The sequence below is a fragment of the Plantibacter sp. VKM Ac-2880 genome, assembly GCF_015351235.1.
Classification (GTDB): domain Bacteria; phylum Actinomycetota; class Actinomycetes; order Actinomycetales; family Microbacteriaceae; genus Plantibacter.
This window is the reverse complement of the sequence record NZ_JADKSJ010000001.1, coordinates 2319176-2344176: the sequence shown is the minus strand read 5'-3', so window position 1 is coordinate 2344176 and position 25001 is coordinate 2319176. Positions and strand designations below refer to the sequence as shown.

Below are 25001 nucleotides of genomic sequence, written 5' to 3'. Positions count from 1 at the left end.
TATGGTGGTCTCCGGTTCCTCCCGGGCACTTCAGGGCATCGAGCGCCCGTCGAGAGCGTAGGCTGAGAGTGGCATGAAGCAGCAGAGCATCACCTCACTCCCACCGGCGCCCGAACAGGAGCGCCGGCAGCGGCTCATCAAGTACTCGATCACCATGGGTGTCCGGTTGCTTTGCCTCGCCGCGCTCCCGTTCGTGCAGGGCGGTTGGATGTTCGTGGTCGCAGCCGGCGCCATCTTCCTCCCCTACATCGCCGTGATCATCGCGAACGCCGGGTCGCTGCCCTCGCAGGGCGCCATCGAGCGCCCCAGCGGTGTCGTGGTGTCCCAGCGGCCGACCATCGTCGACGACTCCGTCCCTCCCCGCCCGGCCGACCAGGCATGATCGGGTTCGGAGCCGAGCCCGACGGGGTGATCTGTTCTCGTGCCGGGTGCCGTGCCGCGGCGGACTGGCGGATCGAGTGGCGGAATCCGAAGATCCACACCGGAGACCGCGTGAAGACCTGGACCGCCTGCGAGGATCACGTCGACTTCCTGGAAGCCTTCCTCGAGGCCCGTTCCTTCCCGCTCGAGCGGATGCGTCTCGCCCCGGCGGTGGGGTCGTGAGCGCCGGATGGCGATTCGCCTTCAGCCGTCGCTGGCTCGGGTACCTCGGTGTCGCGATCGTCTTCGCGATCGTCTGCGTCCTCCTCTCCAATTGGCAGCTCGCGCGGGCGAGCGAGAAGGAGGAGGAGGTGCAGCGGATCGCCACCAACTGGGATGCGACCCCCATCCCCCTCGACGAGGCGCTCCCGTCGCTCGACTCCTTCAGCGTGGCCGACGAGTGGCATCCGGTGTCGATGAGCGGCACCTACCTGACGGACGAACAACTGCTGGTCCGCAACCGTCCCCGGAACAACCAGGCGGGCTTCGACGTCCTCACCCCGCTGCGCTTGGCGAACGGCGACGTCTTCATCGTCGATCGCGGCTGGGTCCCGGCGGGCGACACGCTCGACGCTCCGGAGTCAGTGCCTGCTCCCCCGTCAGGCGAGGTCTCGGTCGTCGTCCGGATCCGTCCGGGTGAGCCGACGCTGCCGGGCCGCGGGGCCGCCGACGGCCAGGTGGCGACGATCAACCTGCCACAGATCGCTGAACTCCGTGGGGAGACGGTCTACTCGGGCGCCTACGGCATGCTGCTCTCGGAGCGCCCGGCGCCTGCGGAGGCTGCGCCTCTCGGCCCGATCAAACCCGAGCCGAACGAGGGCATGCACCTGTCGTACGCGCTCCAGTGGGTGGTCTTCGCGCTGATGGGTTTCCTGTTCCTCGCCTACGCGATCCGCCAGGAGTACCGCATCCTGAACTCCGACGATCCGAAGGAACAACGGCGGGCGGCTGCACGCGCGGAGCGCCTCGCCAACAAGGCGAGGTCCGACGCCGACATCGAGGACGAGATCCTCGAGTCGCATCACTGATCCACACGTCCCGACGGATGCGCCAGAGGGCCGTGCCGGGCCCGTGACGCACACGGGCCCAGCGCGTCAGGCCAGGCTGACGAGGTCCTGGTAGTCCTTGTTCCAGTGGTCCTCGACGCCGTCGGGCAGGATCAGGACCCGCTCCGGGTTCAGCGCCTCGACGGCGCCCTCGTCGTGACTGACGAGCACGACCGCTCCCTCGTAGTGCGCGAGTGCGTCGAGGATCTCCAGCCGGCTGGCCGGGTCGAGGTTGTTGGTCGGTTCGTCCAGCAGGAGCATGTTCGCTCCTGAGACGACGATCATCGCGAGCGCGAGTCGCGTCTTCTCGCCACCGGAGAGCACCCCGGCGAGCTTGTTGGAGTCATCACCCGTGAAGAGGAACGATCCGAGCACCTTGCGCGCTTCCATCTCGGTGATGTTGGGCGATGAGGACACCATGTTCTCCAGGACGCTGCGCTTGACGTCGATCGTCTCGTGCTCCTGGGCGTAGTAACCGATCCGGAGCCCGTGACCGGGCTCGAGCTGACCGGTGTCGGGCTGGTCGACGCCGGCCAGGATCCGTAGCAGCGTCGTCTTGCCTGCACCATTGAACCCGAGGATGACGACCTTCGAGCCGCGGTCGATCGCGAGGTCGACGGCGGTGAAGATCTCGAGCGATCCATAGCTCTTCGACAGGTTGCTCGCCATGAGCGGCGTGCGACCGCAGGGGGCAGGGGTCGGGAACCGCAGCTTCGCGACGCGATCCTGGGCCCGGACCTCCTCGAGGCCGGAGAGCATCCGCTCCGCGCGCGCGACCATCTGGTGCGCCGCGGCCGCCTTGCTGGCCTTCGCGCCGAACTTGGCCGCCTGGAGCTGGAGCGCGGTCGCCTTCTTCTCGACGTTGGTGCGCTCCTTCTTCCGGCGCTCCTCGTCGGCCTCGCGCTGCCGCTGGTAGTTCTTCCAGTTCATGTTGTAGATGTCGATGACCGTGCGGTTCGCATCGAGGTAGAAGACCCGGTTGACCGTCTCCCCCACGAGCTCGATGTCGTGCGAGATCACGATGAACCCGCCCTTGTACTGCTTGAGGAACTCCCGCAGCCAGACGACCGAGTCGGCGTCGAGGTGGTTGGTCGGCTCGTCGAGGATGAGCGTCTCGGCGTCGGAGAAGAGGATGCGCGCGAGCTCGATGCGGCGGCGCTGGCCACCGGAGAGCGTCTTGAGCTGCTGGTCGAGGATGCGGTCGGGCAGGTTCAGGTTCGACGCGATCGACGCCGCTTCGGCCTCGGCAGCGTATCCACCCAGGGCGTTGAACCGGTCCGTGAGGTTGCCGTACTTCTTCATGGCGGCTTCGGCGACCTTCGGGTCGTCGCTCGCCATGGCCATGCTCGACTCGTGCATGCCGAGCGCGAGCTGGCCGAGGCCACGGGCGTCGAGGATGCGGGTGCGGGCGAGGTCCTCGGGGTTGCCGGAACGCGGATCCTGCGGGAGGTAGCCGATCTCCCCACCGCGATCGATCTTGCCGTTGGTCGGCAGGGTCTCCCCGGCCAGGGTCTTGGTCAGGGTGGTCTTCCCGGCGCCGTTGCGGCCGACGAGGCCGATCTTGTCGCCGGCGGACACACGGAAGTTCACGTGCTCCATGAGCACGCGTGCCCCCACGCGGATCTCGAGGTCGTGCACACTCAGCACAGGCATGGTCCATTTCTTCAGGTGCGTTTCGACAACGCGGGGGGTGGGGGTCAACTTCCCAGTATAAATCCTGAAATCGATGCTCGGCACCGCGGCTGTCGCGCGAGCGCGTGCGGGCGCCCGTTCGGACTCAGCGCAGTGCCGCGATCCGTCGGACGGCCTCGCTCAACAACTCCGGTGAGCAGGCGAGGTTCAACCGAGCGTGACCGGTGCCGGACGGACCGAACGGCGCGCCCTCCTGCAAGGCGACCTTCGCCGCCCGCAGGATGTGACGGGCGGGCGGTTCCGACCAACCGAGGGTGGAGCAGTCGAGCCAGGCCAGATAGCCGGCGGCGGGCATGCGGTAACCGATCTCCGGCAGCTCGGCGCTCAGGAGGTCGCCCAGCAGACGTCGGTTCCCATCGATGAGACCCAAGAGGCCGTCGAGCCACGGTTCCCCGGATTCGAACGCGGCGACCGAGGCCAGCACGCCGAACTGTCCGGTCCGCCAGAAGACTTCCACCGGCATACCGGCGATCACGCTCCGCGGACCGGCGCCAGCCGTGACCATGACCGCGCACTTCAGTCCCGCCAGATTCCAGGCCTTGCTCGCCGACAGGATGGCGTATCCGTGCGCTGCGGCCTCCTCGGAGACGCTCAGGTAGGGGACGAACCGCTCGCCGGGCTGCGTGAGTGGCGCGTGGATCTCATCGCTCACCACCACGACCCCGTAGCGGGCGGCGAGCGAGGCGACGGAGCGGAGCTCCTCGGCCGTGTGCGGGCGCCCAATGGGGTTGTGCGGGTTGCAGAGCAGGAACGCCTTCGCGCCGTTGCGGAACGCAGTCTCCAGCGCGTCGAGATCGAGGCGGAGCCCACCGGCCGGGTCCTCCGGACGACTCGAACCGCGCAACGGTACGTCGGCGACGACCCCACCGGCCTCGGCGACGAGGTCGAAGAAGGGCGGGTAGACCGGGGATGTGACGACGACCCGTTCCCCAGGGGTGATGACGCGACGGAGGATCTCCACGATGCCCATGCTGACGTCTGCGGTCGTGAAGACGGATCCGGGGTCCACCTCCCACCCCCAGCGTCGAGACGCGAAGTCCGCGAACGCCTCGGGAAGTCTCGTGCGGCTCGCCACGTATCCGGCGTCCCCACGATCGATCGCAGCGTGGAGTGCTGCGCGGATCACCGGCGCGAGCGGGACGTCCATCTCTGCGACGAACATCGGCAGGACGTCGTCGGGGTACTCGGACCACTTCTCGCTCGTCCGGGTGCGTAGGAGGTCGAGGGGGTCGGCGGATACGGTCTCGGTCATCCCTCGACCCTAACCGCGGTCGGCGGATCGGACACAACCGCCGTGAACGACGGCGACGGACGGCTGGAACACAGCCGTCCGTCGTCGTGGAGGAGCGATCAGATCGAGAAGCCGAGGGCTCGCATCATGTCGCGGCCGTCGTCCGTGATCCGTTCGGGACCCCACGGCGGCATCCAGACCCAGTTGATGCGGAACGCGTCGACGATCCCGTCGAGCGCTTGACCGGTCTGTTCCTCCAACACGTCCGTGAGCGGACAGCCGGCGGAGGTCAGAGTCATGTGGATGATGAGCGCGTCGTTCTCGTCATCCCAACCGAGGTCGTAGATGAGACCGAGGTCGACCACGTTCACCCCGAGCTCGGGGTCCATGACGTCCTTCAGTGCTTCTTCGACCTCGTCGAATCGTTGCGGACTGAGCGTTGTTACCATGTCGTTATCTTAGACCGCCTTCGCGGGCTCAGGCGCCTTCCGAGGCCACGACGGCGTCGACGAGGAAGCGGTCGTACCCTTCGTTCTCGAGCCGGTCGGCGAGCTCGGGACCGCCCTGTTCGGCGATCTTGCCGGCGACGAAGACGTGCACGAAGTCCGGCTTGATGTAGCGGAGGATGCGCGTGTAGTGGGTGATGAGCAACACGCCGAGGCCGGTGTTCTCCTTGGCGCGGTTGACGCCCTCGGAGACGATCTTGAGCGCGTCGACGTCGAGGCCGGAGTCGGTCTCGTCGAGGACGGCGAACTGCGGCTTGAGCAGCTCGAGCTGCAGGATCTCGTGGCGCTTCTTCTCGCCGCCCGAGAAGCCCTCGTTCACGTTCCGCTCGGCGAAGGCCGGCTCCATACGCAGGTTGCTCATCGACTCGCGGACGTCCTTGATCCAGCCACGGATGGCCGGTGCCTCGCCGTCGACCGCGGTCTTCGCGGTGCGGAGGAAGTTGGTGACCGTGACGCCGGGGATCTCGACCGGGTACTGCATGGCCAGGAAGAGTCCGGCGCGGGCGCGCTCGTCGACGCTCATCGCGAGGACGTCCTCGCCGTCGAGCGTGATCGAGCCGCTGTCGACGGTGTACTTGGGGTGACCGGCGATCGTGTACGCGAGCGTCGACTTGCCCGAGCCGTTCGGACCCATGATGGCGTGCGTCTCGCCCTTGCGGATGGTGAGGTCGACACCACGCAGGATCGGCTTCGTGCCCTGTTCGGTTTCGACGCTGACGTGCAGGTCGCGGATTTCGAGGACTGACATGGTGCTAGATCTCTTTCGTTGCGGTCGGGTCGATGTAGATGTCGCCGTCGATGAGCTCGACGGTGTAGACGGGGACCGGCTCGTAGGCCGGCAGGGTCAACGGCTTGCCCGTGGTGAGCGAGAACTGCGAACCGTGTGCCCAGCATTCGAGGTTGCCGTCTTCGACGAAGCCTTCGGACAGCGAGATGTCGCCGTGGGTGCAGACGTCGCCGATGGCGAACACGTCGTCAGACGCGTCCCGGACGAGGGCGATCGGCACACCGTCCACCACGACCCGCTTGGCCTGGTTCACGGCGAGCTCGTCGAACGAGCACACCTTCGTCGCCATCAGCGCTGCGCTCCGCCGTCGTCCTGTCCGTCGGCGCCCAACAGCTCTGCTTCGATGGCCGCCGAGAGGCGCTCCTGCAGTTCGGCGTCGCCGATCTGCTGGATGATCTCGAGGAGGAATCCGCGGACGACGAGTCGCCGTGCTTCGTCCTCCGGGATGCCTCGCGCCTGCAGGTAGAAGAGCTGCTCGTCGTCGAAGCGTCCGGTCGCGCTCGCGTGGCCGGCTCCGGCGATGTCACCGGTCTCGATCTCGAGGTTCGGAACGGAGTCGGCACGAGTGCCGTCCGAGAGGACCAGGTTGCGGTTCTGCTCGTAGCTGTCCGTTGCGACGGCACGGTTGCTGATGAGGACGTCGCCGATCCAGACGGACCGGGCACCCTCACCCTGCAGGGCGCCCTTGTACGTCACGCGGCCCCGGGTGTTCGGAGCGTCGTGGTGCATGTACACCTGCTGCTCGAGGTGCTGGCCGGCGTCCGAGAAGTAGACGCCCAGTGAGTCGAGATCGGAGCCCTGACCGGAGAGGTGCAGCGTGGGGTTCACCCGGACGACCTTGCCGCCGAGCGACACCACGACGTGCTTGAGGTGCGCGTCGCGGCCGATGGAGGCGAAGTGGCTCGCGAGGTGCACGGCTTCGTCGTCCCACCACTGCACCGAGACGACGGTCACGTCCGCCTGCTCGCCGACGACGATCTCCACGTTCTCGGTGAGGCGTGCGTCGCCGGAGTTCTCGATGATGATCAGGCCGCGGCTGAACGGTGCTGCCGTGATGACCGTGTGCGCGGCGCGAGGGCCACCGCCGAGCGCGCTGCGCTCGATGCGGAGGGTCTTGGGCTCCTCACCGGTGACCGAGATCGCGAGCGCCTGCTCGAAACTCGACCAAGCGTTCGCCGATGCGCGCTCCTCCGGGATGCCCGCCGATCCGACGCGTGCGTCGTCACGGCCGATCCACTCGATGCCGAAGCCGTCGACGTCGTCGTGCTGGACCGGGGTGGGCGAGCCGTCGAGCTCCCCCGCGGTGAGGTCGGTGAACTTCGCGACCGGGCTGAGCTTCCAGACCGCCTCGCGTCCCGTCACCGCTGGGAAGTCGGCCACATCGTAGGAGCTGAAGCGCTCCGATCGGGTCTGCACCGGGATGACGCGTCCTGCGCCGTCGCTGTGTGCCGTGATGCCGTGCTGTCCTTCGGTCTGAGTCGGTGCTGCAGTCGTCATTAACCGACGGATCCTTCCATGCCCATCTCGATGAGCTTGTTGAGTTCGAGTGCGTACTCCATGGGCAGCTCGCGGGCGATCGGCTCGATGAAGCCGCGGACGATCATGGCCATGGCCTCGTCCTCCGGCATGCCGCGGCTCATCAGATAGAAGAGCTGCTCTTCACTGACCTTCGACACCGTCGCCTCGTGTCCGAGCTGGACGTCGTCCACGCGGATGTCGATCGCCGGGTAGGTGTCGCTCCGGGAGATGGTGTCGACGAGGAGCGCGTCGCAGCGCACGGTGTTGGCCGAGTGGTGGGCGTTGGCGTCGACCCTGACCTCGCCGCGGTAGCCGGCGCGGCCGCCACCACGGGCGATCGACTTCGAGACGATCGACGACTGCGTGTACGGAGCCATGTGGATCATCTTGGCGCCCGCGTCCTGGTGCTGGCCGGGGCCGGCGAACGCGACGGACAGGGTCTCGCCCTTGGCGTGCTCACCCATGAGGTAGATGGACGGGTACTTCATCGTGACCTTGGATCCGATGTTGCCGTCGATCCACTCCATGGTCGCGCCCTCGGCGGCCGTGGCGCGCTTCGTGACCAGGTTGTAGACGTTGTTCGACCAGTTCTGGATGGTCGTGTACCGGACACGCGCGTTCTTCTTGACGATGATCTCGACGACCGCGGAGTGCAGCGAGTCCGACTTGTAGATCGGCGCGGTGCAGCCTTCGATGTAGTGCACGTAGCTGCCCTCGTCGGCGATGATCAGCGTCCGCTCGAACTGGCCCATGTTCTCCGTGTTGATGCGGAAGTAGGCCTGCAGCGGGATCTCGACGTGCACGCCGGGCGGCACGTAGACGAAGGAGCCACCGGACCACACGGCCGTGTTCAGCGCCGCGAACTTGTTGTCGCCCGACGGGATGACCGTGCCGAAGTACTCCTCGAAGAACTCGGGGTGCTCGCGCAACGCGGTGTCGGTGTCCATGAAGATGACACCCTGCGCTTCGAGTTCCTCGTTGATCTGGTGGTAGACCACCTCGGACTCGTACTGTGCTGCGACGCCGGAGACGAGGCGCTGGCGCTCGGCCTCGGGGATCCCGAGCTTCTCGTAGGTGTTCTTGATGTCGTCCGGCAGGTCTTCCCAGGTCTGGGCCTGCTTCTCGGTCGAGCGGACGAAGTACTTGATGTTCTCGAAGTCGATCTCGGAGAGGTCGGCGCCCCACGTCGGCATGGGCTTGCGCTCGAACAGCTGCAGGGCCTTGAGGCGCCGCTGCAGCATCCAATCCGGTTCGCTCTTCAACGCGGAGATGTCGGCCACGACCTCGGTGGAGATGCCGCGGCGCGCTGAGGCTCCGGCGACGTCGCCGTCGTGCCATCCGAACTCGTATTGGCCGAGTCCGGCGAGCTCCGGGCGATCGATCAGGATGTCTGACATGTGTCCCTCTTTCCTCCCTGGAGACAACCACCGGATGGAGGTCGTCATTCCCTCCCGTGGGACGCGCCTGATCGGAGCGGGTTGGGGAGGGGATGTGCGGGCGGCTTCTTCGCGAACCTACAATGTTCTTGAACCATGGCGCTTCTCGCGCGCACCGTGAACCTCATAATCCTACAGCTTCCTGTGGGTTGTGGGTGAGGACGATGCATACCGTCGCCGTGGCCACCGCGAACCGAAGGACCGATCCGTGTCAGACCACTCCAAGACCGCCAGTCGCGCGACGCCGCCGCGCAGCCTCCCTGAGCGGGTGCGCGCCACGCGGTTCTGGCAGTGGTTGCCGACGACGATCGACAAACGGGTCCGGGTCGTCGCCTGGCTCTCGTTCGCCTTCCAGCTCGTCCTCATCGCCACCGGCGGTGCCGTCCGATTGACCGCCTCCGGCCTCGGTTGCCCTACCTGGCCGCGCTGCACGGACGACTCGTTCGTGAACACGCCGGAGATGGGGATCCACGGCATCATCGAGTTCGGCAACCGTCTGCTGACCTTCGTCCTGGCGATCATCGTGATCGCCGCGTTCCTCGCGGTCATCCGCATGCGTCGGCAGCGGCCGGACCTCTTCCGCCTGACCCTGCTCCAGGGGCTGTCCATCCCCGCACAGGCCGTCCTCGGCGGCATCACCGTCCTCACCGGGCTGAACCCCTACGTGGTGGGGCTGCACTTCGTCATCTCGATCGTGTTGGTCGCCCTCGCGACGATGCTCGTCCACCGGGTCTACCGCGGCCCGCGTGGTGCCGTGAAGGTCATGCCCGGTTGGTACCTCGGCGTCGTCCACCTCACGAGCCTGTTCGTGGCCGTCACCGTCGTCTTCGGCATCCTCACCACGGGCTCCGGCCCCCACGCTGGCGACAACTCCAAGGAGGTGCCCGCTCCCCGCAACGGCTTCGACCCCGAGTTCCTGCAGCACCTCCACAGCTGGCCCGCCTACGCGACGCTCGCGGGCACCATCGTGCTCCTCGTCGGGGCGATCGTGCTCGGAGCTCGCCGAGGTTCGCGCGGCGTGCGAACCGCCGTCTCCGCACTCCTCGCGGTCGAGGTCGTGCAGATCGTCGTCGGGCTCACTCAGGCGCGCCTCGGACTTCCCGAGGTGTTGGTCGGTCTCCACATGGTGCTCGCGGGACTCCTCGTGGCGGCGATGACCTGGGTCGTCCTGCAGCAGCGGATCCCGGTGCGGACGGCGTCGAGCGACGAGCGTCCGGTCTCCCTCAGCGCGACGCGCTGACGGCGCCGCGCCCCTGCGTCCGCTCAGCGCGATCCGCCGACGCCTCAGCGCGAACCTGTGACGGTTCAGAGCATCCCGACGGCGGTCACCCGGACCACGGCCGTGCCGGTCTCGTCGGAGGCGTCGAGGTCGATGACGGCGCTGATCCCCCAGTCGTGGTCACCCGCCGGGTCGGCGAACACCTGGCGCACGCGCCAGACTCCCCCGGCATCGCCGACGGGACGTTCGTCCTCGTCGTCGATGACGAGGAGGGCAGGGCTCCGCGCCGCGGCCCCGGTCGGCAACTCGCCATGCTCCTCGAAGTAGGGATCCATCGCGTCTGCCCAGGCATCCGCGTCGAACCCCGCTGAGGCATCGAGCTCGCCGAGCGCGTCGTAGTGTTCGAGTGAGGCGAGCTGGACCCGGCGGAAGAGTTCGTTCCGGACCAGGACGGTGAACGCACGCCGGTTCGCGAGGACGCTGCGCGGCGTCGGCGGGAGTGCGTGGACGGCCTCGGCATGCCGTGCCGGATCCGGGTGGGACAGTTCCTCCCACTCGTCGAGCAGGCTCGAGTCGACCTGCCGGACGAGTTCGCCGAGCCACTCGATGAGGTCTTGGAGCTCTTCGTCCTTGAACTCGTCGGGGACGCTCTGGCGGATCGCCCGGAAGGCGTCCGACAGGTAGCGCAGGACGAGTCCCTCGGACCTCGACAGGCTGTAGAACGACACGAACTCGCTGAAGTTGAGCGCCCGCTCGATGAAGTCGCGGACGACCGCCTTCGGCCGGAGCTCGAGGTCGAGTGCCCAGGGCTGAGCGGCGGTGTAGCTCGTGAACGCCGCCTCGAGGAGCTCCGCGAGTGGTCTCGGGTGCGTGACCCGTTCGAGGAGCTCCATGCGCTGGTCGTACTCGATCCCCTCGGCCTTCATCGCCTGCACCGCCTCGCCTCTCGCGAGGTGCTGCTGGGCCATCACGATCTGACGGGGATCGTCGAGTGTCGACTCGACGACCGAGATGACGTCGAGTGCGAAGCCGGGTTCCGCCGGGTCGAGGAGCTCGAACGCGGCGAGGGCGAAGGGCGACAGAGGGGCGTTGAGGGCGAAGTTCGGTTGCAGCTCGACCGTGAGACCGATGACGACCTCTCCCGTGTCTGGATCGGTGGTCTGGGTGATCACCCCGGCCGTGCGCAGCGTGCGATAGATCTCGAGCGCTCGTCTGGCAAGGGCGAATCGTCTGGCGCGCGGTTCGTGGTTGTCGAACACGAGCGAGCGGATGGTGCCGAAGCTGTCGCCGCCACGCGCGATGACACTCAACATCATCGCGTGGGTGAGCTGCATGTGGCTCGTCAGCGTCTCCGGTTCGGCCGAGACCAGCCGCTGGAAACTGGGCTCCCCCCACGACACGAAGCCTTCGGGTGCCTTCTTGCGGATGATCTTGCGGCGCTTCTTCGGGTCGTCGCCGGCCTTCTCGATCAGTTTGAGATTCTCGGTCTCGTGCTCGGGTGCCTGCACCACTACGGTGCCCGCGGTGTCGTACCCCGCTCGACCCGCTCTCCCGGCGATCTGGTGGAACTCCCTCGCGTTCACCTGCCGCATCTTCGTGCCGTCGTACTTCGTGAGTGCCGTGAACAGCACGGTTCGGATCGGGACGTTGATCCCGACCCCGAGCGTGTCGGTCCCGCAGATGACGCGGAGGAGCCCACGTTGCGCCAGCTGCTCCACGAGACGCCGGTACTTCGGCAGCATGCCGGCATGGTGCACGCCGATCCCGCTGCGGACGAGCCGGGACAGGGTCGTGCCGAACGCCGTGCTGAACCGGAAGTCACCGATGGCCGCGGCGATCTCGTCGCGCTGCTCTCGCGTGACGACCTTGAGGCTCGTCAGCGCCTGCGCCCGCTCGAGCGCGGCCGCCTGGGCGAAGTGCACGATGTAGACGGGCGCCTGGCCCGTGTGGAGGAGCTCCTCCACCGTCTCGTGGATCGGCGTCGTCGCGTAGGAGAAGTGCAACGGCACGGGGCGTTCGACGCCCGTCACGACGGCGGTCTCGCGGCCGGTGCGGCGCTCGAGGTCGGCCGCGAGTTCGCCGACGTCTCCGAGGGTCGCGGACATCAGGATGAACTGGGTGTCCGGCAAGGTGAGCAGCGGGACCTGCCATGCCCAGCCTCGATCCGGGTCGGCGTAGAAGTGGAACTCGTCCATCACGACCTGGTCGATGCCCGCATCGGTGCCGTGTCGCAACGCGAGGTTGGCCACGATCTCCGCGGTGCAGCAGACGATCGGCGCATCGGCGTTCACCGAGGAATCCCCGGTGACCATCCCGACGTTCTCCGCACCGAACATCTCGACGAGGGCGAAGAACTTCTCGCTGACGAGTGCCTTGATGGGGGCCGTGTAGTAACTGCGTCGGCCTGAGCTCAACGCCGCGAAGTGCGCGCCGGCGGCGACGAGGCTCTTCCCGGTGCCCGTGGGCGTGGACAGGATGACGTTGGCGCCGTCGACGATGCCGATGAGCGCCTCCTCCTGGGCCGGGTAGAGGCTGAGACCGCCGGCCTCGGCCCAGGAGACGAACCGGTCGAAGACGAAGTCGGGGCTCTCCCCCGTCGCAGCGATCAGCCGGCCACGTTCCGCTGCGTCAGCCACCGGGTCAGAACGGGAGCAGCGGGTCGATGCCGACGGCGAGGAACAGCAGGGTCAGGTAGGTGATCGAACCGTGGAACACGCGCATGGGCGAGACGTGCTCGTGGCGGATCGCCAGATTGTAGAGGCGGTGGGTCTCGTAGACGAACCAGCCGCCGGACAGGAGGGCGACCGCGCTGTAGAGCAGGCCCATGTCCGCTACGGGGATGAGCAGGAGCGAGCAGGCGACCGTGGCCCAGGCGTAGAGGATGACCTGCAGGCCGACCTGTGCCCGCCCGCGGACGACGGCGAGCATCGGTACGCCGACCGCCTGGTAGTCGCTCCGGTACTTCATCGACAGCGGCCAGTAGTGCGGCGGCGTCCACAGGAACACGACGGCGAACAGGATGATCGGTGCCCAGGTGAGCGAACCGGTGACGGCGGCCCAACCGATGACGACGGGGAAGCAGCCGGCGATCCCACCCCAGATGATGTTCTGCTGGGTGCGTCGCTTCAGCCACAGGGTGTAGACGAACACGTAGAAGAGGATCGCGCCGACCGACAGCGAAGCGGCCAGCCAGTTGGTGGTGGCGAGGAGCCACACCGTCGACACGACGCCGAGCGTCCAGGCGAACACGAGGGCCTCGCGCGGCGTGACCTCCCCGGTCACGAGGGGGCGCTTCTTCGTGCGGTCCATCACCGCGTCGATATCGCGGTCGATGTAGCAGTTGAACGCTGCGGCGGAGCCGGCGCTGAGCGCGCCGCCGATCACCGTCGCGATGACGAGCCACCAGTCCGGCAGACCGCCCTTCGCGAGGATCATGACCGGGATCGTCGTCACCAGCAGCAGTTCCATGACCCGGGGCTTGGTGAGGGCGATGTACGCCTTCGCCTTGCGTCGGAAACCGAGCCTGGGGCTCGACACACGTTCTGCTACAGCGACGTCCATTGCTCCTCTAACGTTCGGTTCACCACGCACTGCTCGCCCGGTACGCGGTCCGCAGACGATTCTACGACACGGGCGAGGCGCACCGTACTCAGGGAGGGCGCGGCACGCGGCTCACCGCCGACGGGCTCGTTCGCAAGCTCTATGACGTCGGAAGTCCACCCGTGTTCGCGCTGGTCGAACATCGACCGACAGCTGCGGTCTGTCGCTATGCTGGGAAGTGCTCGCCAGCCACTGTGCACGCGTGCGCCCCCTTCACCCAGTTCGAAGAGCGGTGTCGTGTGCTCGGACGCCGAAGACGACGTGGGCCGCGAACGTACAGAAGAAGGCTCGACCGCTCGTCGGCCTCCTGTTCCGATGAGAAGGGTCAGTATTCAGTGGCAGATCTGCAGTGGGAAAGCATTGACAGCAAAGCGGTCGACACGGCGCGCATCCTCGCCGCCGACGCGGTCGAGAAGGTCGGCAACGGCCACCCGGGGACGGCGATGAGTCTCGCCCCCGCCGCATACCTCCTGTTCCAGAAGGTCATGCGCCGCGACCCGAAGGACCAGGACTGGCTCGGTCGCGACCGCTTCGTGCTGTCGGTCGGGCACAGCTCGCTGACGCAGTACGTCCAGCTCTACCTCGGTGGCTACGGCCTCGAGCTCTCCGACCTCGAGGCGCTCCGCACCTGGGGTTCGCTGACGCCCGGCCACCCGGAGTACGGGCACACCAAGGGTGTCGAGATCACCACCGGTCCGCTCGGTCAGGGCCTCGCGTCCGCCGTCGGCTTCGCGTACGCGTCCCGCTTCGAGCGCGGCCTGTTCGACCCCGAAGCAGACGCCGGCACGAGCCCCTTCGACCACTTCGTCTACGTCATCGCGGGCGACGGCGACCTGCAGGAGGGTGTGACGAGCGAGGCCTCCTCGCTCGCCGGCCACCAGCAGCTCGGCAACCTCATCGCGATCTACGACTCCAACCAGATCTCTATCGAGGACGACACCAACATCGCCTTCACCGAGGACGTCAAGGCGCGCTATGAGGCGTACCACTGGCACGTCCAGGTCGTCGACTGGAAGCAGACCGGCGAGTACGTCGAGGACGTCCACGCGCTGAACGACGCCATCGAGGCCGCCAAGGCCGAGACCGACAAGCCGTCGCTGATCATCCTCAAGACGATCATCGGCTGGCCCGCCCCCAAGAAGCAGAACACGGGCAAGATCCACGGTTCCGCACTGGGCGCCGAGGAACTCGCCGCCGTCAAGGAGGTCCTCGGGTTCGACCCCGAGCAGAGCTTCGTCGTCGCCGACGAGGTCATCGAGCACACCCGCAAGGCGATCGACCGCGGTGCCGAGGCCCGTGCCGAGTGGCAGCAGGCGTTCGACGCCTGGGCCGCGGCCAACCCCGAGCGTGCCGCTCTGCTCTCGCGTCTCGAGACCGGCGAACTCCCCGAGGGTGTCGAGTCCGCACTGCCCGTCTTCGAGGCAGGCAAGGACGTCTCCACTCGCGCCGCTTCCGGCAAGGTGCTCAACGCCCTCGGCCCGGTCATCCCCGAACTCTGGGGCGGCTCGGCCGACCTCGCCGAGTCGAACAACACCACGATCGAGGGCGGTGCGTCGTTCATCCCGAGCGAGCACTCCACCCACGAGTGGAGCGGGAACCCGTACGGACGCGTCCTGCACTTCGGTATCCGTGAGCACGCGATGGCCGCCATCCTCAACGGCATCGTCCTCCACGGACCGACCCGCGCGTTCGGTGGCACCTTCCTCATCTTCAGCGACTACATGCGTCCGGCCGTCCGTCTGGCCGCGCTCATGAACGTGCCGTCCATCTTCGTGTGGACCCACGACTCCGTCGCCCTGGGTGAGGACGGCCCGACGCACCAGCCGATCGAGCAGCTCGCCTCGCTCCGTGCCATCCCGAACCTCGCCGTCGTGCGACCGGGTGACGCGAACGAGGTCGCCTACGCCTGGCTGGAGATCCTCAAGCGCCGCGGCGGCCCCACCGGCATCGCACTGACCCGTCAGAACATCCCGGTGTTCGAGCGAGGCACGGGCGACGCGTCCGGCGAGACCTTCGCCGCCGCGTCCAACGTCGCCAAGGGTGCGTACGTTCTGGCCGAGGCGCCGAACGGCACGCCCGACGTCATCCTCATCGCGACGGGTTCCGAGCTCCAGCTCGCCGTCGAGGCCCGCGAGGTCCTCCGCGGCGAGGGCGTCAACGCCCGCGTCGTCTCGGTCCCCGCGCTCGAGTGGTTCGAGGAGCAGTCCGCCGAGTACCGCGAGTCCGTCCTGCCGAAGGCCGTCACCGCACGTGTCTCCGTCGAGGCCGGTCTGGGCCTGACCTGGAAGAGCATCGTCGGCGACGCCGGCCGCACCGTGTCGATCGAGCACTTCGGTGCGTCCGCCGACTACAAGACGCTGTTCCGTGAGTTCGGCATCACCACGGAGGCAGTCGTCTCCGCAGCACACGAGACGCTCGGCAAGTAGCCCGGGCGAAGGAGACAGAAGAACATGACTGAAACCCCAACCGCCCAGCTGTCCGCCGCCGGCGTCAGCATCTGGCTCGACGACCTCTCCCGCGGACGCATCCAGTCCGGTGGCCTCGAGCAGCTCATCGCCGACCGCAACGTCGTCGGCGTCACCACGAACCCGACCATCTTCGCCTCGGCGCTCAGCAACGGCGACGTGTACGCCGAGCAGGTCGCCCAGCTGGCCGCGGCAGGCAAGGACGTCACCGAGGCGGTCTTCGAGATCACCACCGACGACGTCGCGTCCGCCTCGAAGATCTTCCGTGGCGTCTACGACGCCTCCGGCGGGTACGACGGCCGGGTCTCGATCGAGGTCGAGCCGGGCTTCGCCCACGACGCCGCTGCCACGATCGAGCAGGCCAAAGCCCTCTGGACCAAGGTCAACCAGCCCAACGCGATGATCAAGATCCCCGCGACCGTCGAGGGCCTCGAGGCCATCACCGCGGTCATCGGCGCCGGCATCAGCGTGAACGTCACCCTGATCTTCAGCCTTACCCGCTACCGCGAGGTGATCAACGCCTTCCTGACCGGTCTCGAGCAGGCCAAGGCGGCTGGGCACGACCTCTCGACGATCCACTCGGTCGCCTCCTTCTTCGTGTCGCGCGTCGACACGGAGATCGACAAGCGTCTCGAGGCCGTCGGCACCCCCGAAGCGATCGCGCTGAAGAGCAAGGCCGGCGTCGCCAACGCCCAGCTCGCCTACCAGGTCTTCGAGCAGGAGTTCGCGAGCGAGCGGGCCACCGCCCTCCTTGAGGCCGGCGCCAACAAGCAGCGTCCGCTCTGGGCATCGACGGGCGTCAAGTCCGCCGACCTCCCCGACACGCTCTACGTGACCGAGCTCGTCGCCGACGGTGTCGTCAACACCATGCCGGAGAAGACGCTCGAGGCGACCTTCGACCACGGCGTCATCACCGGTGACACCGTCACCGGCTCCTACGCGGCGGCCAACGAGGTCCTCGACGCGATCGCCGCGCAGGGTGTGTCCTACGACGAGGTGACCGAGCTCCTCGAACGCGAAGGCGTCGAGAAGTTCATCGTTTCCTGGAACGAGTTGCTCGAGACGGTGAAGACGGCGCTGGAGGCCTCGAAGTGAGCTTCAAGATCCACGTGAGCGGTGCGGCCGAGGCCGCCGTCGCGTCGGTCGTCCCGACGCTCGTCAGCGACCTCGTCGCATCGCGGATCACCGACCAGGACCCCACCCTGTGGGGTCCTGCGGCCGAGGCCGAGGCGTCCAAGCGCCTCGGCTGGGTGCAGGCGGTCTCCGTTTCCCGCCCGCTGGTCGAGCCGATCCTCGCTCTGCGCGAGCAGTTCAACGACCAGGGTGTCGACCACATCGTCCTCGCGGGCATGGGTGGGTCCTCGCTCGCACCGGAGGTCATCACGGGCACGCTCGGTGGGCACCTGACGGTGCTCGACTCGACCGCACCCGGTCAGGTCCTCTCGGCCCTCGCGGACCGCCTCGAGACCTCCGTGCTCGTCGTCTCCTCGAAGTCCGGCTCCACGGTGGAGACCGACAGCCAGCGACGTGCCTACGAGGCTGCGTTCACGGCTGCGGGCATCGACCCTGCCGGCCGGATCGTCATCGTCACCGACCCGGGCTCCCCGCTCGAGGCGGCGGCGAACGAAGCCGGGTACCGCGTCTTCAATGCCGACCCGAACGTGGGCGGCCGCTACAGCGCGCTCACCGCCTTCGGTCTCGTCCCCTCCGGTCTCGCCGGGGTCGACATCGGTGCGCTGCTCGACGAAGCCGACGCCGTGCTCGGCGAGCTCGCGATCGACGACGCGTCGAACCCCGGGCTCATCCTCGGTGCGGCGCTCGGTGGTACCGTCCCGTTGCGCGACAAGGTCGGGCTCATCACCGACGGCACGCACATCGTCGGCTTCCCCGACTGGGCCGAGCAGCTCATCGCCGAATCCACCGGCAAGTCCGGTCGCGGACTCCTGCCGGTCGTGCTCAACCCGCTCGCACCCGAGCTGGAGTCGAAGCCGGCCGACCTGCAGATCGTGCGGATCGTCGACGACGCCCACGAGTTCCACCTGCTCCCCCGCGACCGTCACGAGGGCGAGATCCTCGTGAGCGGCAGCCTGGGCGCGATGATGCTCGTGTGGGAGTACGCCACCGTGATCGCCGGTCGTCTCATCGGCATCGATCCGTTCGACCAGCCCGACGTCGAGTCGGCGAAGGTGGCCACGCGCGGCCTGCTCGACAACCGCCCGGAGCCTGAGGCACCCGCCTTCGTCGCCGACGGTATCGAGGTCCGCGGGACCACCGACCTCCTGGACGGCGTGACCACGCTGTCCGGTGCCGTCGAGGCACTGCTCGCGAGGCTCCCGGAAGACGGCTACGTCGCCATCCAGGGCTACGTCGACCGCCTCGCCTCGCCCCAGCTCGAGAGCATCCGCGACCTCGTCGCGGCAAAGGCCGGCCGCCCCACCACCTTCGGTTGGGGTCCGCGCTTCCTGCACTCGACGGGTCAGTACCACAAGGGCGGCCCGGCGAACGGCGTGTTCCTGCAGATCACCGAGACGGCCCCCGTCGACCTGGAGATCCCGGAACGACCGTTCACCTTCGGCCAGCTCATCGAGGCCCAGGCGGGCGGCGACGCCCGCGTCCTCGCCGAGCACGGACGCCCGGTCCTCACGTTGACCCTCACGTCACCGGACCAGAACATCGTCACCCTCTTCGACGCCGTCAACGACTAACGCGTCACTGCACAAGGAGCTTCATGTCCCCGGTGGAAATCACCCCGGAGTCCAACCCGCTGCGGGTTGACTCCGATCGGCGCCTCAATCGGATCGCCGGTCCGAGCGGCCTCATCATCTTCGGCGTGACGGGCGACCTGTCCCGCAAGAAGTTGATGCCGGCCGTGTACGACCTCGCGAACCGGGGGCTGCTGCCTCCAGGGTTCTCGCTCGTCGGGTTCGCCCGACGGGACTGGGAGGACCAGGACTTCATGGAGGTCGTCCACGACTCGGTGAAGCAGTATGCCCGCACGGAGTTCCGTGAGGACGTCTGGAACCAGCTCGCGCAGGGCATCCGCTTCGTCCCCGGCGAGTTCGGGGACGACGCGGCCTTCGAGAAGCTGAAGGCCACCATCGAGGAGCTGGACGCGGATCGCGGAACGATGGGCAACCACGCGTTCTACTTGTCGATCCCCCCGAAGGCCTTCCCCCAGGTGACGGAGCAGCTGCGCCGCTCGGGCCTCGCAGAGCCCGCGGACGGGCAGTGGCGTCGTGTCGTCATCGAGAAGCCCTTCGGAAGCGACCTGAAGACGGCTCGCGAGCTGAACGACATCGTGCAGTCCGTGTTCCCGTCGGACTCGATCTTCCGGATCGACCACTACCTCGGCAAGGAGACCGTCCAGAACATCCTGGCGCTCCGGTTCGCGAACCAGTTGTACGAGCCCATCTGGAACGCCAACTACGTCGACCACGTCCAGATCACCATGGCCGAGGACATCGGCGTCGGTGGTCGTGCCGGGTACTACGACGGCATCGGCGCGGCGCGCGACGTCATCCAGAACCACCTGCTGCAGTTGCTCGCGCTCACAGCCATGGAGGAGCCCATCTCCTTCAACGCCTCGGATCTCCGTGCCGAGAAGGAAAAGGTCCTCGCGGCCGTCCGCCTGCCGGACGACCTCGGCGCGGCGACCGCCCGCGGGCAGTACGCCGGCGGCTGGCAGGGCGGCGAGCATGTCCTCGGCTTCCTCGACGAGGACGGGATGGATCCCGCCTCGACGACGGAGACCTACGCGGCCATGCGTCTCGACATCAACACGCGACGGTGGGCCGGCGTGCCGTTCTACCTCCGTGCAGGCAAGCGCCTCGGCCGTCGAGTCACGGAGATCGCCGTCGTGTTCAAGCGCGCTCCGCAGTACCTGTTCGCTGAGAGCCAGACCTCGGCGCTCGGGCAGAACGCGCTCGTCATCCGGGTCCAGCCCGACGAGGGCGTCACGATCCGGTTCGGCTCCAAGGTTCCCGGAGCCGGGACCCAGGTCCGCGACGTGACCATGGACTTCGGTTACGGACACGCCTTCACTGAGGCGAGCCCCGAGGCGTACGAACGCCTCATCCTCGACGTCCTCCTGGGCGACCCGCCGCTCTTCCCCCGTCACGAGGAGGTCGAGCTCTCCTGGAAGATCCTCGACCCCATCGAGGAGTACTGGGCGGCACAGGACGAGCCGCTCGAGCAGTACGCTCCCGGCACCTGGGGGCCGTCCTCCGCCGACGACCTCATGACCCGCGACGGACGCACCTGGAGACGACCATGATCGTAGACCTGCCAGACACCACCACGAGCAAGCTGTCGAAGGCACTCGTCACCATCCGCGAGGATGGCGGCGCGGTCGCCCTCGGTCGCGTGCTCACCCTGGTCATCTCCACGCGCCTCGGTGCGGAAGAGGAGGCCATCGAGGCCGCGAACGAAGCCTCCCGCGAGCACCCGATGCGCGTCATCGTCCTCTCCACGGAGCACGACGGCAACGACTCCACGATCGGAGACCGGCTCGACGCCCAGATCCGCGTCGGCGGCGACGCCGGTGCGAGCGAGGTCGTCATCCTCCGCGCCTATGGTGCGGTGGCCGAGAACGAGGAGAGCCTCGTCACCGGTCTGCTGCTTCCCGATGCCCCGGTCGTGGCCTGGTGGCCGGGTGAGGCACCGGAGCGCGTCTCGACTTCCCCGATCGGGCGGATCGCACAGCGTCGCATCACCGACGCCTCGGCTGCTGCTGACACCCACGCAGCCCTGCGCGGCCGTGCGGCCAACTATGCACCGGGCGACACCGACTTCGCCTGGACCCGGCTCACCCTGTGGCGCGCGCAGCTCGCCGCCGTGCTCGACCAGCCTCCGTACGAGCCGGTCACCGCCATCGAGGTGTCCGGTGCCTCCGACTCGCCCTCGACGGAACTCCTGGCAGCCTGGCTGCAGCTCCAGCTGCAGGTCGACGTCACCCACGAACTCAGCATGGCCCACGGCTCCAGCGGCATCCACGGGGTCCGACTGACGCGCGCCTCCGGCAACGTGGTCCTCGAGCGCCCTGTGCCCGACATCGCGACGCTCATCCAGCCCGGGCAGCCGACGCACGACCTGTCCCTCCCCCGTCGTAGCCTGCGCGACTGCCTCGCGGAGGAGCTGCGGACGCTCGACCCGGACGTGCTGTACGGGCAGGTCATCACCGTCGGCCTCCCCGGACTCGGCGAGCCGGTCACGCTACGCGCTCGGACGAGCTGATGCCGACCGAGCGACGCGTCCTCGTCTACCAGGACCGCGACCAGCTGACGACCTCGGTCGCCAAACGGTTCCTGTCCCGGACCCGCGAACTCCTCGAGTCCCAGGACACCGTGCACGTGGTCCTCACTGGCGGAACGGTCGGTGCCGGCACGCTCGCCGCGGTCGCCGTGTCGAAGGATCGCGACCGGGTCGACTGGTCCCGGGTACACCTCTGGTGGGGAGACGAACGGTGGGTCGCGCGCGACGACGCCGATCGGAACGAGCTGCAGGCGCGGGAGGCGCTGCTCGACAGCCTGCTGGCCCTCCCCGAACGCGCTCTCGTCGCGGAGCACGTGCACGGCTACCCGGCACCGGAGGACGGGATCGACCTCGATGCTGCCGCAGTCCGGTACGCGGAGGAGCTTCGACGGTTCGCGAAGTCCGGAGAATCACACCCGCGGTTCGACATCACCTTCCTCGGGGTCGGTCCCGACGGCCACATCGCATCGCTCTTCCCGGAACGTGCGGAGGTCTCTGTGACGGACACCTCGGTCGTCCCGGTGCGGAACTCCCCCAAGCCGCCGGCCGAGCGGCTGAGCCTCACGCGTCCGGCGATCAACGCGTCGGTCCGGGTCTGGCTCGTGCTCGCCGGGACGGACAAGGCCTCGGCATTGGGCCTCGCCCTCGCCGGTGCGAGCTACAACGAGGTCCCCGCCGCCGGGGCGAAGGGTCGGAAGCGGACGGTGTTCTTCGTCGACCAGGACGCCGCCGCAGAGGTCCCCGACTCGTTGATCCTGCCGGAGTACTAGGCAGCACAGCGGGCGCGTCGACAGGACGCCGGATGCGAGAAAGGCCGTTCCCCGAAGGGAACGGCCTTTCTGCGTGGTGCTGGTGGTCGACGCTACTTCGACACCGTGCCGCGTCGCGCGCGAAGCTGCTGCAGCGCTTCTTCGAGCAGCTCCTCGGCCTCGGCCTCGGTGCGACGCTCCTTCACGTACGCGAGGTGGGTCTTGTACGGCTCGAGCTTCGCGACCTCGGGCGGGTTCGCCTTGTCGCGTCCGGCGGGGAGGCCGGAGGTCGGGCAGTCGATCGTCTCCGGGATCTCCTCGTCGGGGACGTTCGCCGCGAAGTGACGGACCGTCTCGTTGCCGAGGGCGTCCCAGTAGGAGATGGCGATGCGGTCCGCGTGGTAACCGTGGTCCTGTTCGCCCATGGGACCAGCGCCGACGCGTGATCCCCTGATGGCGCTTCCGCCTGATGCCATGGTGTGTTCTCTTTCTCGTGCTGTCGAGAGCGTTCGGATGTGTGGTGGAGTAGGCCCGGTGTCGGGAATCGCGGCCGGCTAGGCGGCGGCAAACTTCGTGAGCAGCCCGATCACGACGATGCAGGCTCCCCAGGTCAGGCCGAGGATGACGGTGAAGCGGTTCAGGTTGCGTTCGGCGACGCCCGAGGATCCGAGGTTGCTCGACGAGCCACCGCCGAACATGTCGGAGAGTCCGCCGCCGCGGCCTTTGTGCAGCAGGATCAGGAAGGTGAGCAGGAGGCTGGTGATGCCGAGCAGCACCTGCAGGATGACCTGGAGAATCTCCACGTGAGACCTTTCGCATTCGCGTTCAGAGGGGCTGAACCGCCGTCCAGTATACCTCGACGATGAAACGGACACGGCTCGGCCCGCGGCTGGCGCCGCGGCCCGAGCCGTCCTGGTGTATCAGGTGTCGGAGTCCGTCAGAGACCGACGTGCTGCGAGAAGCGGGCGATGCCGGCGAACTCCTCCGCGAGCAGACTCGCACCGCCGACGAGCGCGCCGTCGACGTCGGGTTCGCGCATGAAACCGGCGATGTTCGACGCCTTCACGGAGCCGCCGTACAGGATTCGCGTACGCTGTGCGGCTTCGTCTCCGAGGACCTCGGCGAGCGTGCTGCGCAGTGCTGCCGCGACCTGCTGCGCCTGGTCGGGCGTCGCCGCCTGGCCGGACCCGATGGCCCAGACCGGCTCGTAGGCCACGACGATGTCGGCGTCGCGACCGAGTCCGTCGATCGCCGCGCGGAGCTGCGCGACGGGGACCGCGGAGGGACCGTGCTGTTCGAGGTCCTCGGCCGTCTCACCGATGCAGATGACGGGCACGAGACCATGTCGCACGGCGGCAGCCGTCTTGGCCTGGACGACCTCGTCGGTCTCGTTGTGGAGCGTCCGACGCTCGGAGTGACCGACGAGGACGTAGGCGCAGTCGAGCTTCGCGAGGAACGCGCCGGAGATCTCGCCGGTGTAGGCACCCGAGTCGTGCTGGGAGAGGTCCTGAGCACCGTAGGCGAGCTTGAGCTTGTCGGCGGCAACGATCGTCTGGACGGAGCGGAGGTCGGTGAACGGCGGGAAGATCGCCACCTCGGCGTCGGCGTAGTCGTGCTTGCCGTCCTTCAGCGTCCAGTCGAGCTTCTGGACGAGGGCGATGGCCTGGAGGTGATCCAGGTTGAGCTTCCAGTTGCCGGCGATGAGGGGCACACGCGTGCGCCCGGGGGTTACTGCTGCCATCCGAGGACCTCCAGTCCAGGCAGACGCTTGCCCTCGAGGAACTCGAGGCTTGCGCCGCCACCAGTTGAGATGTGACCGAACTGGTCATCATCGAAGCCGAGCGCGCGGACCGCTGCGGCCGAGTCACCGCCACCGACGACGCTGAGGCCGTCCGTGCGGGTGAGTGCTTCCGCGACCGCGCGAGTACCGGCGGCGAAGGGGGCCAGCTCGAACACGCCCATCGGACCGTTCCAGAACACCGTCTTCGATCCGGCGACGATCTCGGCGAACGCCTTGGCGGTGTCGGGGCCGATGTCGAGTCCCAGACCCTTCGCACCGAACGGGGTGTCTTCGATGCGGTCGGCCGGGCGGACGACGTGTTCGGCGTCGGCGCTGAACCCGGCCGCGACGACGACGTCCGTCGGCAGCACGATGGTGACGCCGAGTTCTTCCGCCTTCGCGAGGTAGCCGCGGACCGTGTCGATCTGGTCGGCCTCGAGCAGGCTCGATCCGACCGAATGGCCCTGTGCCGCCAGGAAGGTGAAGAGCATGCCGCCGCCGATGAGCAAGGAGTCGACGCGAGGGAGCAGATGACCGATGACCCCCAGCTTGTCGGACACCTTCGAGCCGCCGAGGACGACCGTGTACGGCCGCTCGGGGGTCTCGGTCAGGCGATCGAGGACTTCGAGTTCGGTGGAGATGAGCAGACCCGCAGCGCTCGGGAGGAGCTTCGCGAGTTCGTACACGCTCGCCTGCTTGCGGTGCACGACGCCGAAGCCGTCGGAGACGACGACGTCGCCGAACGCGGCGAGCTTGGCGGCGAACGCTTCGCGCTCACCAGCGTCCTTGCTGGTCTCGGCGGAGTTGAACCGCAGGTTCTCGAGGAGTACGACGTCGCCGTCGGTCTGGGCGGCGACGGCGTCGCTCGCGGCGCTTCCGACGGTGTCGGCTGCGAAGGTCACCGGCTTGCCGAGCAGCTCCGACAGGCGCTGTGCGACGGGGGCGAGGCTGTATTTCGTGTCCGGCGATCCGTCGGGGCGTCCGAGGTGCGAGACGATGACGACGCGGGCGCCCTGGTTGATGAGCGCGTTGAGGGTGGGGAGCGCCGCGCGGATGCGTCCGTCGTCGGTGATGACGCCGTCCTTCAGCGGGACGTTGAGGTCGAGGCGGACGACAGCACGACGGCCGCCGAGGGCTCCGAGCGAGTCGAGGGTGCGAAGGGTCATGGAGAAGGTCTTTCTTGCACTGAGCCGACGGCCGGCGAGGAAGCCGAACGGGCGCCCTGAAGCTGGTTCAGGACGCCCGTTCGGACCATGCGGAGTCTGGCTGCTCTGGTGAGGAGGTGGTCAGACCGCCGGGTGG

23 protein-coding genes are annotated in these 25001 nt (G+C 67.9%); 10 read left to right on the top strand and 13 right to left on the bottom strand.

Annotation, left to right across the window (positions count from 1 at the left end):
* Positions 1 to 73 precede the first annotated feature (73 nt).
* Genes ITJ57_RS11250 through ITJ57_RS11240 form a run of 3 tightly spaced genes read left to right on the top strand, consistent with a single transcriptional unit; the run spans position 74 to position 1448 of the window.
* On the top strand, positions 74 to 382 hold the full coding sequence (locus ITJ57_RS11250) for a DUF3099 domain-containing protein (protein WP_194670064.1): 309 nt from the start codon (positions 74 to 76) through the stop codon (positions 380 to 382).
* Positions 379 to 603 carry a hypothetical protein gene (locus tag ITJ57_RS11245; protein ID WP_194670063.1) on the top strand — a complete coding sequence of 75 codons (225 nt, stop codon included), beginning with the start codon at positions 379 to 381 and terminating at the stop codon, positions 601 to 603. The genes ITJ57_RS11250 and ITJ57_RS11245 overlap by 4 nt, the downstream gene beginning before the upstream one ends.
* Positions 600 to 1448, top strand: coding sequence for an SURF1 family protein (locus ITJ57_RS11240; protein WP_194670062.1), 849 nt, complete (start codon positions 600 to 602; stop codon positions 1446 to 1448). The genes ITJ57_RS11245 and ITJ57_RS11240 overlap by 4 nt, the downstream gene beginning before the upstream one ends.
* Before the next feature lie 66 nt (positions 1449 to 1514).
* Here ITJ57_RS11240 and abc-f read toward each other — a convergent pair whose 3' ends face one another.
* The 7 genes from abc-f to sufB form a co-directional block, all read right to left on the bottom strand.
* Complete coding sequence (gene abc-f, locus ITJ57_RS11235; protein WP_056005615.1) at positions 1515 to 3113, bottom strand: ribosomal protection-like ABC-F family protein; 1599 nt, start codon at positions 3111 to 3113, stop codon at positions 1515 to 1517.
* 130 nt (positions 3114 to 3243) lie between these two features.
* Positions 3244 to 4410 (bottom strand): MalY/PatB family protein, encoded by a 1167-nt coding sequence (locus tag ITJ57_RS11230; protein ID WP_194670061.1) that lies wholly within the window; start codon positions 4408 to 4410, stop codon positions 3244 to 3246.
* A 98-nt stretch (positions 4411 to 4508) separates the two neighbouring features.
* Positions 4509 to 4838 carry a metal-sulfur cluster assembly factor gene (locus ITJ57_RS11225; protein ID WP_056005622.1) on the bottom strand — a complete coding sequence of 110 codons (330 nt, stop codon included), beginning with the start codon at positions 4836 to 4838 and terminating at the stop codon, positions 4509 to 4511.
* Positions 4839 to 4866: 28 nt separating this feature from the next.
* On the bottom strand, positions 4867 to 5643 hold the full coding sequence (sufC, locus tag ITJ57_RS11220; protein WP_194670060.1) for a Fe-S cluster assembly ATPase SufC: 777 nt from the start codon (positions 5641 to 5643) through the stop codon (positions 4867 to 4869).
* A 4-nt stretch (positions 5644 to 5647) separates the two neighbouring features.
* On the bottom strand, positions 5648 to 5971 hold the full coding sequence (locus ITJ57_RS11215) for a non-heme iron oxygenase ferredoxin subunit (RefSeq protein ID WP_056005628.1): 324 nt from the start codon (positions 5969 to 5971) through the stop codon (positions 5648 to 5650).
* Positions 5971 to 7179, bottom strand: coding sequence for a Fe-S cluster assembly protein SufD (gene sufD / locus ITJ57_RS11210; RefSeq protein ID WP_194670059.1), 1209 nt, complete (start codon positions 7177 to 7179; stop codon positions 5971 to 5973). Before sufD ends, ITJ57_RS11215 begins: the two co-directional genes overlap by 1 nt.
* Positions 7179 to 8597: a Fe-S cluster assembly protein SufB gene (sufB, locus tag ITJ57_RS11205; RefSeq protein WP_056005633.1), complete on the bottom strand. Its 1419-nt coding sequence runs from the start codon at positions 8595 to 8597 to the stop codon at positions 7179 to 7181. Before sufB ends, sufD begins: the two co-directional genes overlap by 1 nt.
* A 307-nt stretch (positions 8598 to 8904) precedes the next feature.
* Between sufB and ITJ57_RS11200 the strand changes: the two genes are divergently transcribed.
* Positions 8905 to 9876: a COX15/CtaA family protein gene (locus tag ITJ57_RS11200; RefSeq protein WP_194670393.1), complete on the top strand. Its 972-nt coding sequence runs from the start codon at positions 8905 to 8907 to the stop codon at positions 9874 to 9876.
* Positions 9877 to 9941: 65 nt separating this feature from the next.
* Here ITJ57_RS11200 and ITJ57_RS11195 read toward each other — a convergent pair whose 3' ends face one another.
* Both ITJ57_RS11195 and ITJ57_RS11190 read right to left on the bottom strand, forming a co-directional pair.
* A complete protein-coding gene (locus ITJ57_RS11195) occupies positions 9942 to 12491 on the bottom strand; it encodes a DEAD/DEAH box helicase (protein ID WP_194670058.1) in 2550 nt (849 codons plus the stop codon).
* Positions 12492 to 12495: 4 nt separating this feature from the next.
* Positions 12496 to 13416 carry a heme o synthase gene (locus ITJ57_RS11190; RefSeq protein WP_056005639.1) on the bottom strand — a complete coding sequence of 307 codons (921 nt, stop codon included), beginning with the start codon at positions 13414 to 13416 and terminating at the stop codon, positions 12496 to 12498.
* A gap of 374 nt (positions 13417 to 13790) precedes the next feature.
* Here ITJ57_RS11190 and tkt point away from each other — a divergent pair, with 374 nt between their 5' ends.
* The 6 genes from tkt to pgl are packed head-to-tail and all read left to right on the top strand — an operon-like array spanning position 13791 to position 21940.
* On the top strand, positions 13791 to 15881 hold the full coding sequence (tkt, locus tag ITJ57_RS11185; protein ID WP_194670057.1) for a transketolase: 2091 nt from the start codon (positions 13791 to 13793) through the stop codon (positions 15879 to 15881).
* Between the two features lie 24 nt (positions 15882 to 15905).
* A complete protein-coding gene (gene tal, locus ITJ57_RS11180) occupies positions 15906 to 17015 on the top strand; it encodes a transaldolase (protein ID WP_056005645.1) in 1110 nt (369 codons plus the stop codon).
* Positions 17012 to 18625: a glucose-6-phosphate isomerase gene (locus ITJ57_RS11175; RefSeq protein WP_194670056.1), complete on the top strand. Its 1614-nt coding sequence runs from the start codon at positions 17012 to 17014 to the stop codon at positions 18623 to 18625. The genes tal and ITJ57_RS11175 overlap by 4 nt, the downstream gene beginning before the upstream one ends.
* Before the next feature lie 23 nt (positions 18626 to 18648).
* A complete protein-coding gene (zwf, locus tag ITJ57_RS11170) occupies positions 18649 to 20193 on the top strand; it encodes a glucose-6-phosphate dehydrogenase (RefSeq protein ID WP_194670055.1) in 1545 nt (514 codons plus the stop codon).
* Positions 20190 to 21152 carry a glucose-6-phosphate dehydrogenase assembly protein OpcA gene (locus ITJ57_RS11165; protein ID WP_194670054.1) on the top strand — a complete coding sequence of 321 codons (963 nt, stop codon included), beginning with the start codon at positions 20190 to 20192 and terminating at the stop codon, positions 21150 to 21152. Before zwf ends, ITJ57_RS11165 begins: the two co-directional genes overlap by 4 nt.
* Positions 21152 to 21940, top strand: coding sequence for a 6-phosphogluconolactonase (gene pgl, locus ITJ57_RS11160; protein ID WP_194670053.1), 789 nt, complete (start codon positions 21152 to 21154; stop codon positions 21938 to 21940). The genes ITJ57_RS11165 and pgl overlap by 1 nt, the downstream gene beginning before the upstream one ends.
* A 92-nt stretch (positions 21941 to 22032) precedes the next feature.
* Here the strand turns inward: pgl and ITJ57_RS11155 are convergent, their stop codons facing one another.
* The 4 genes from ITJ57_RS11155 to pgk form a co-directional block, all read right to left on the bottom strand.
* Positions 22033 to 22395, bottom strand: coding sequence for an RNA polymerase-binding protein RbpA (locus tag ITJ57_RS11155; protein ID WP_194670052.1), 363 nt, complete (start codon positions 22393 to 22395; stop codon positions 22033 to 22035).
* A 78-nt stretch (positions 22396 to 22473) separates the two neighbouring features.
* Positions 22474 to 22722, bottom strand: a complete 249-nt coding sequence (gene secG / locus ITJ57_RS11150; protein ID WP_056005661.1) for a preprotein translocase subunit SecG — start codon at positions 22720 to 22722, stop codon at positions 22474 to 22476.
* Positions 22723 to 22856: 134 nt separating this feature from the next.
* The gene (tpiA, locus tag ITJ57_RS11145) at positions 22857 to 23660 is read right to left on the bottom strand and encodes a triose-phosphate isomerase (RefSeq protein WP_194670051.1); all 804 of its coding nucleotides are present in this window, start codon (positions 23658 to 23660) and stop codon (positions 22857 to 22859) included.
* Positions 23648 to 24865: a phosphoglycerate kinase gene (pgk, locus tag ITJ57_RS11140; RefSeq protein ID WP_194670050.1), complete on the bottom strand. Its 1218-nt coding sequence runs from the start codon at positions 24863 to 24865 to the stop codon at positions 23648 to 23650. The genes tpiA and pgk overlap by 13 nt, the downstream gene beginning before the upstream one ends.
* Positions 24866 to 25001: the final 136 nt, after the last annotated feature.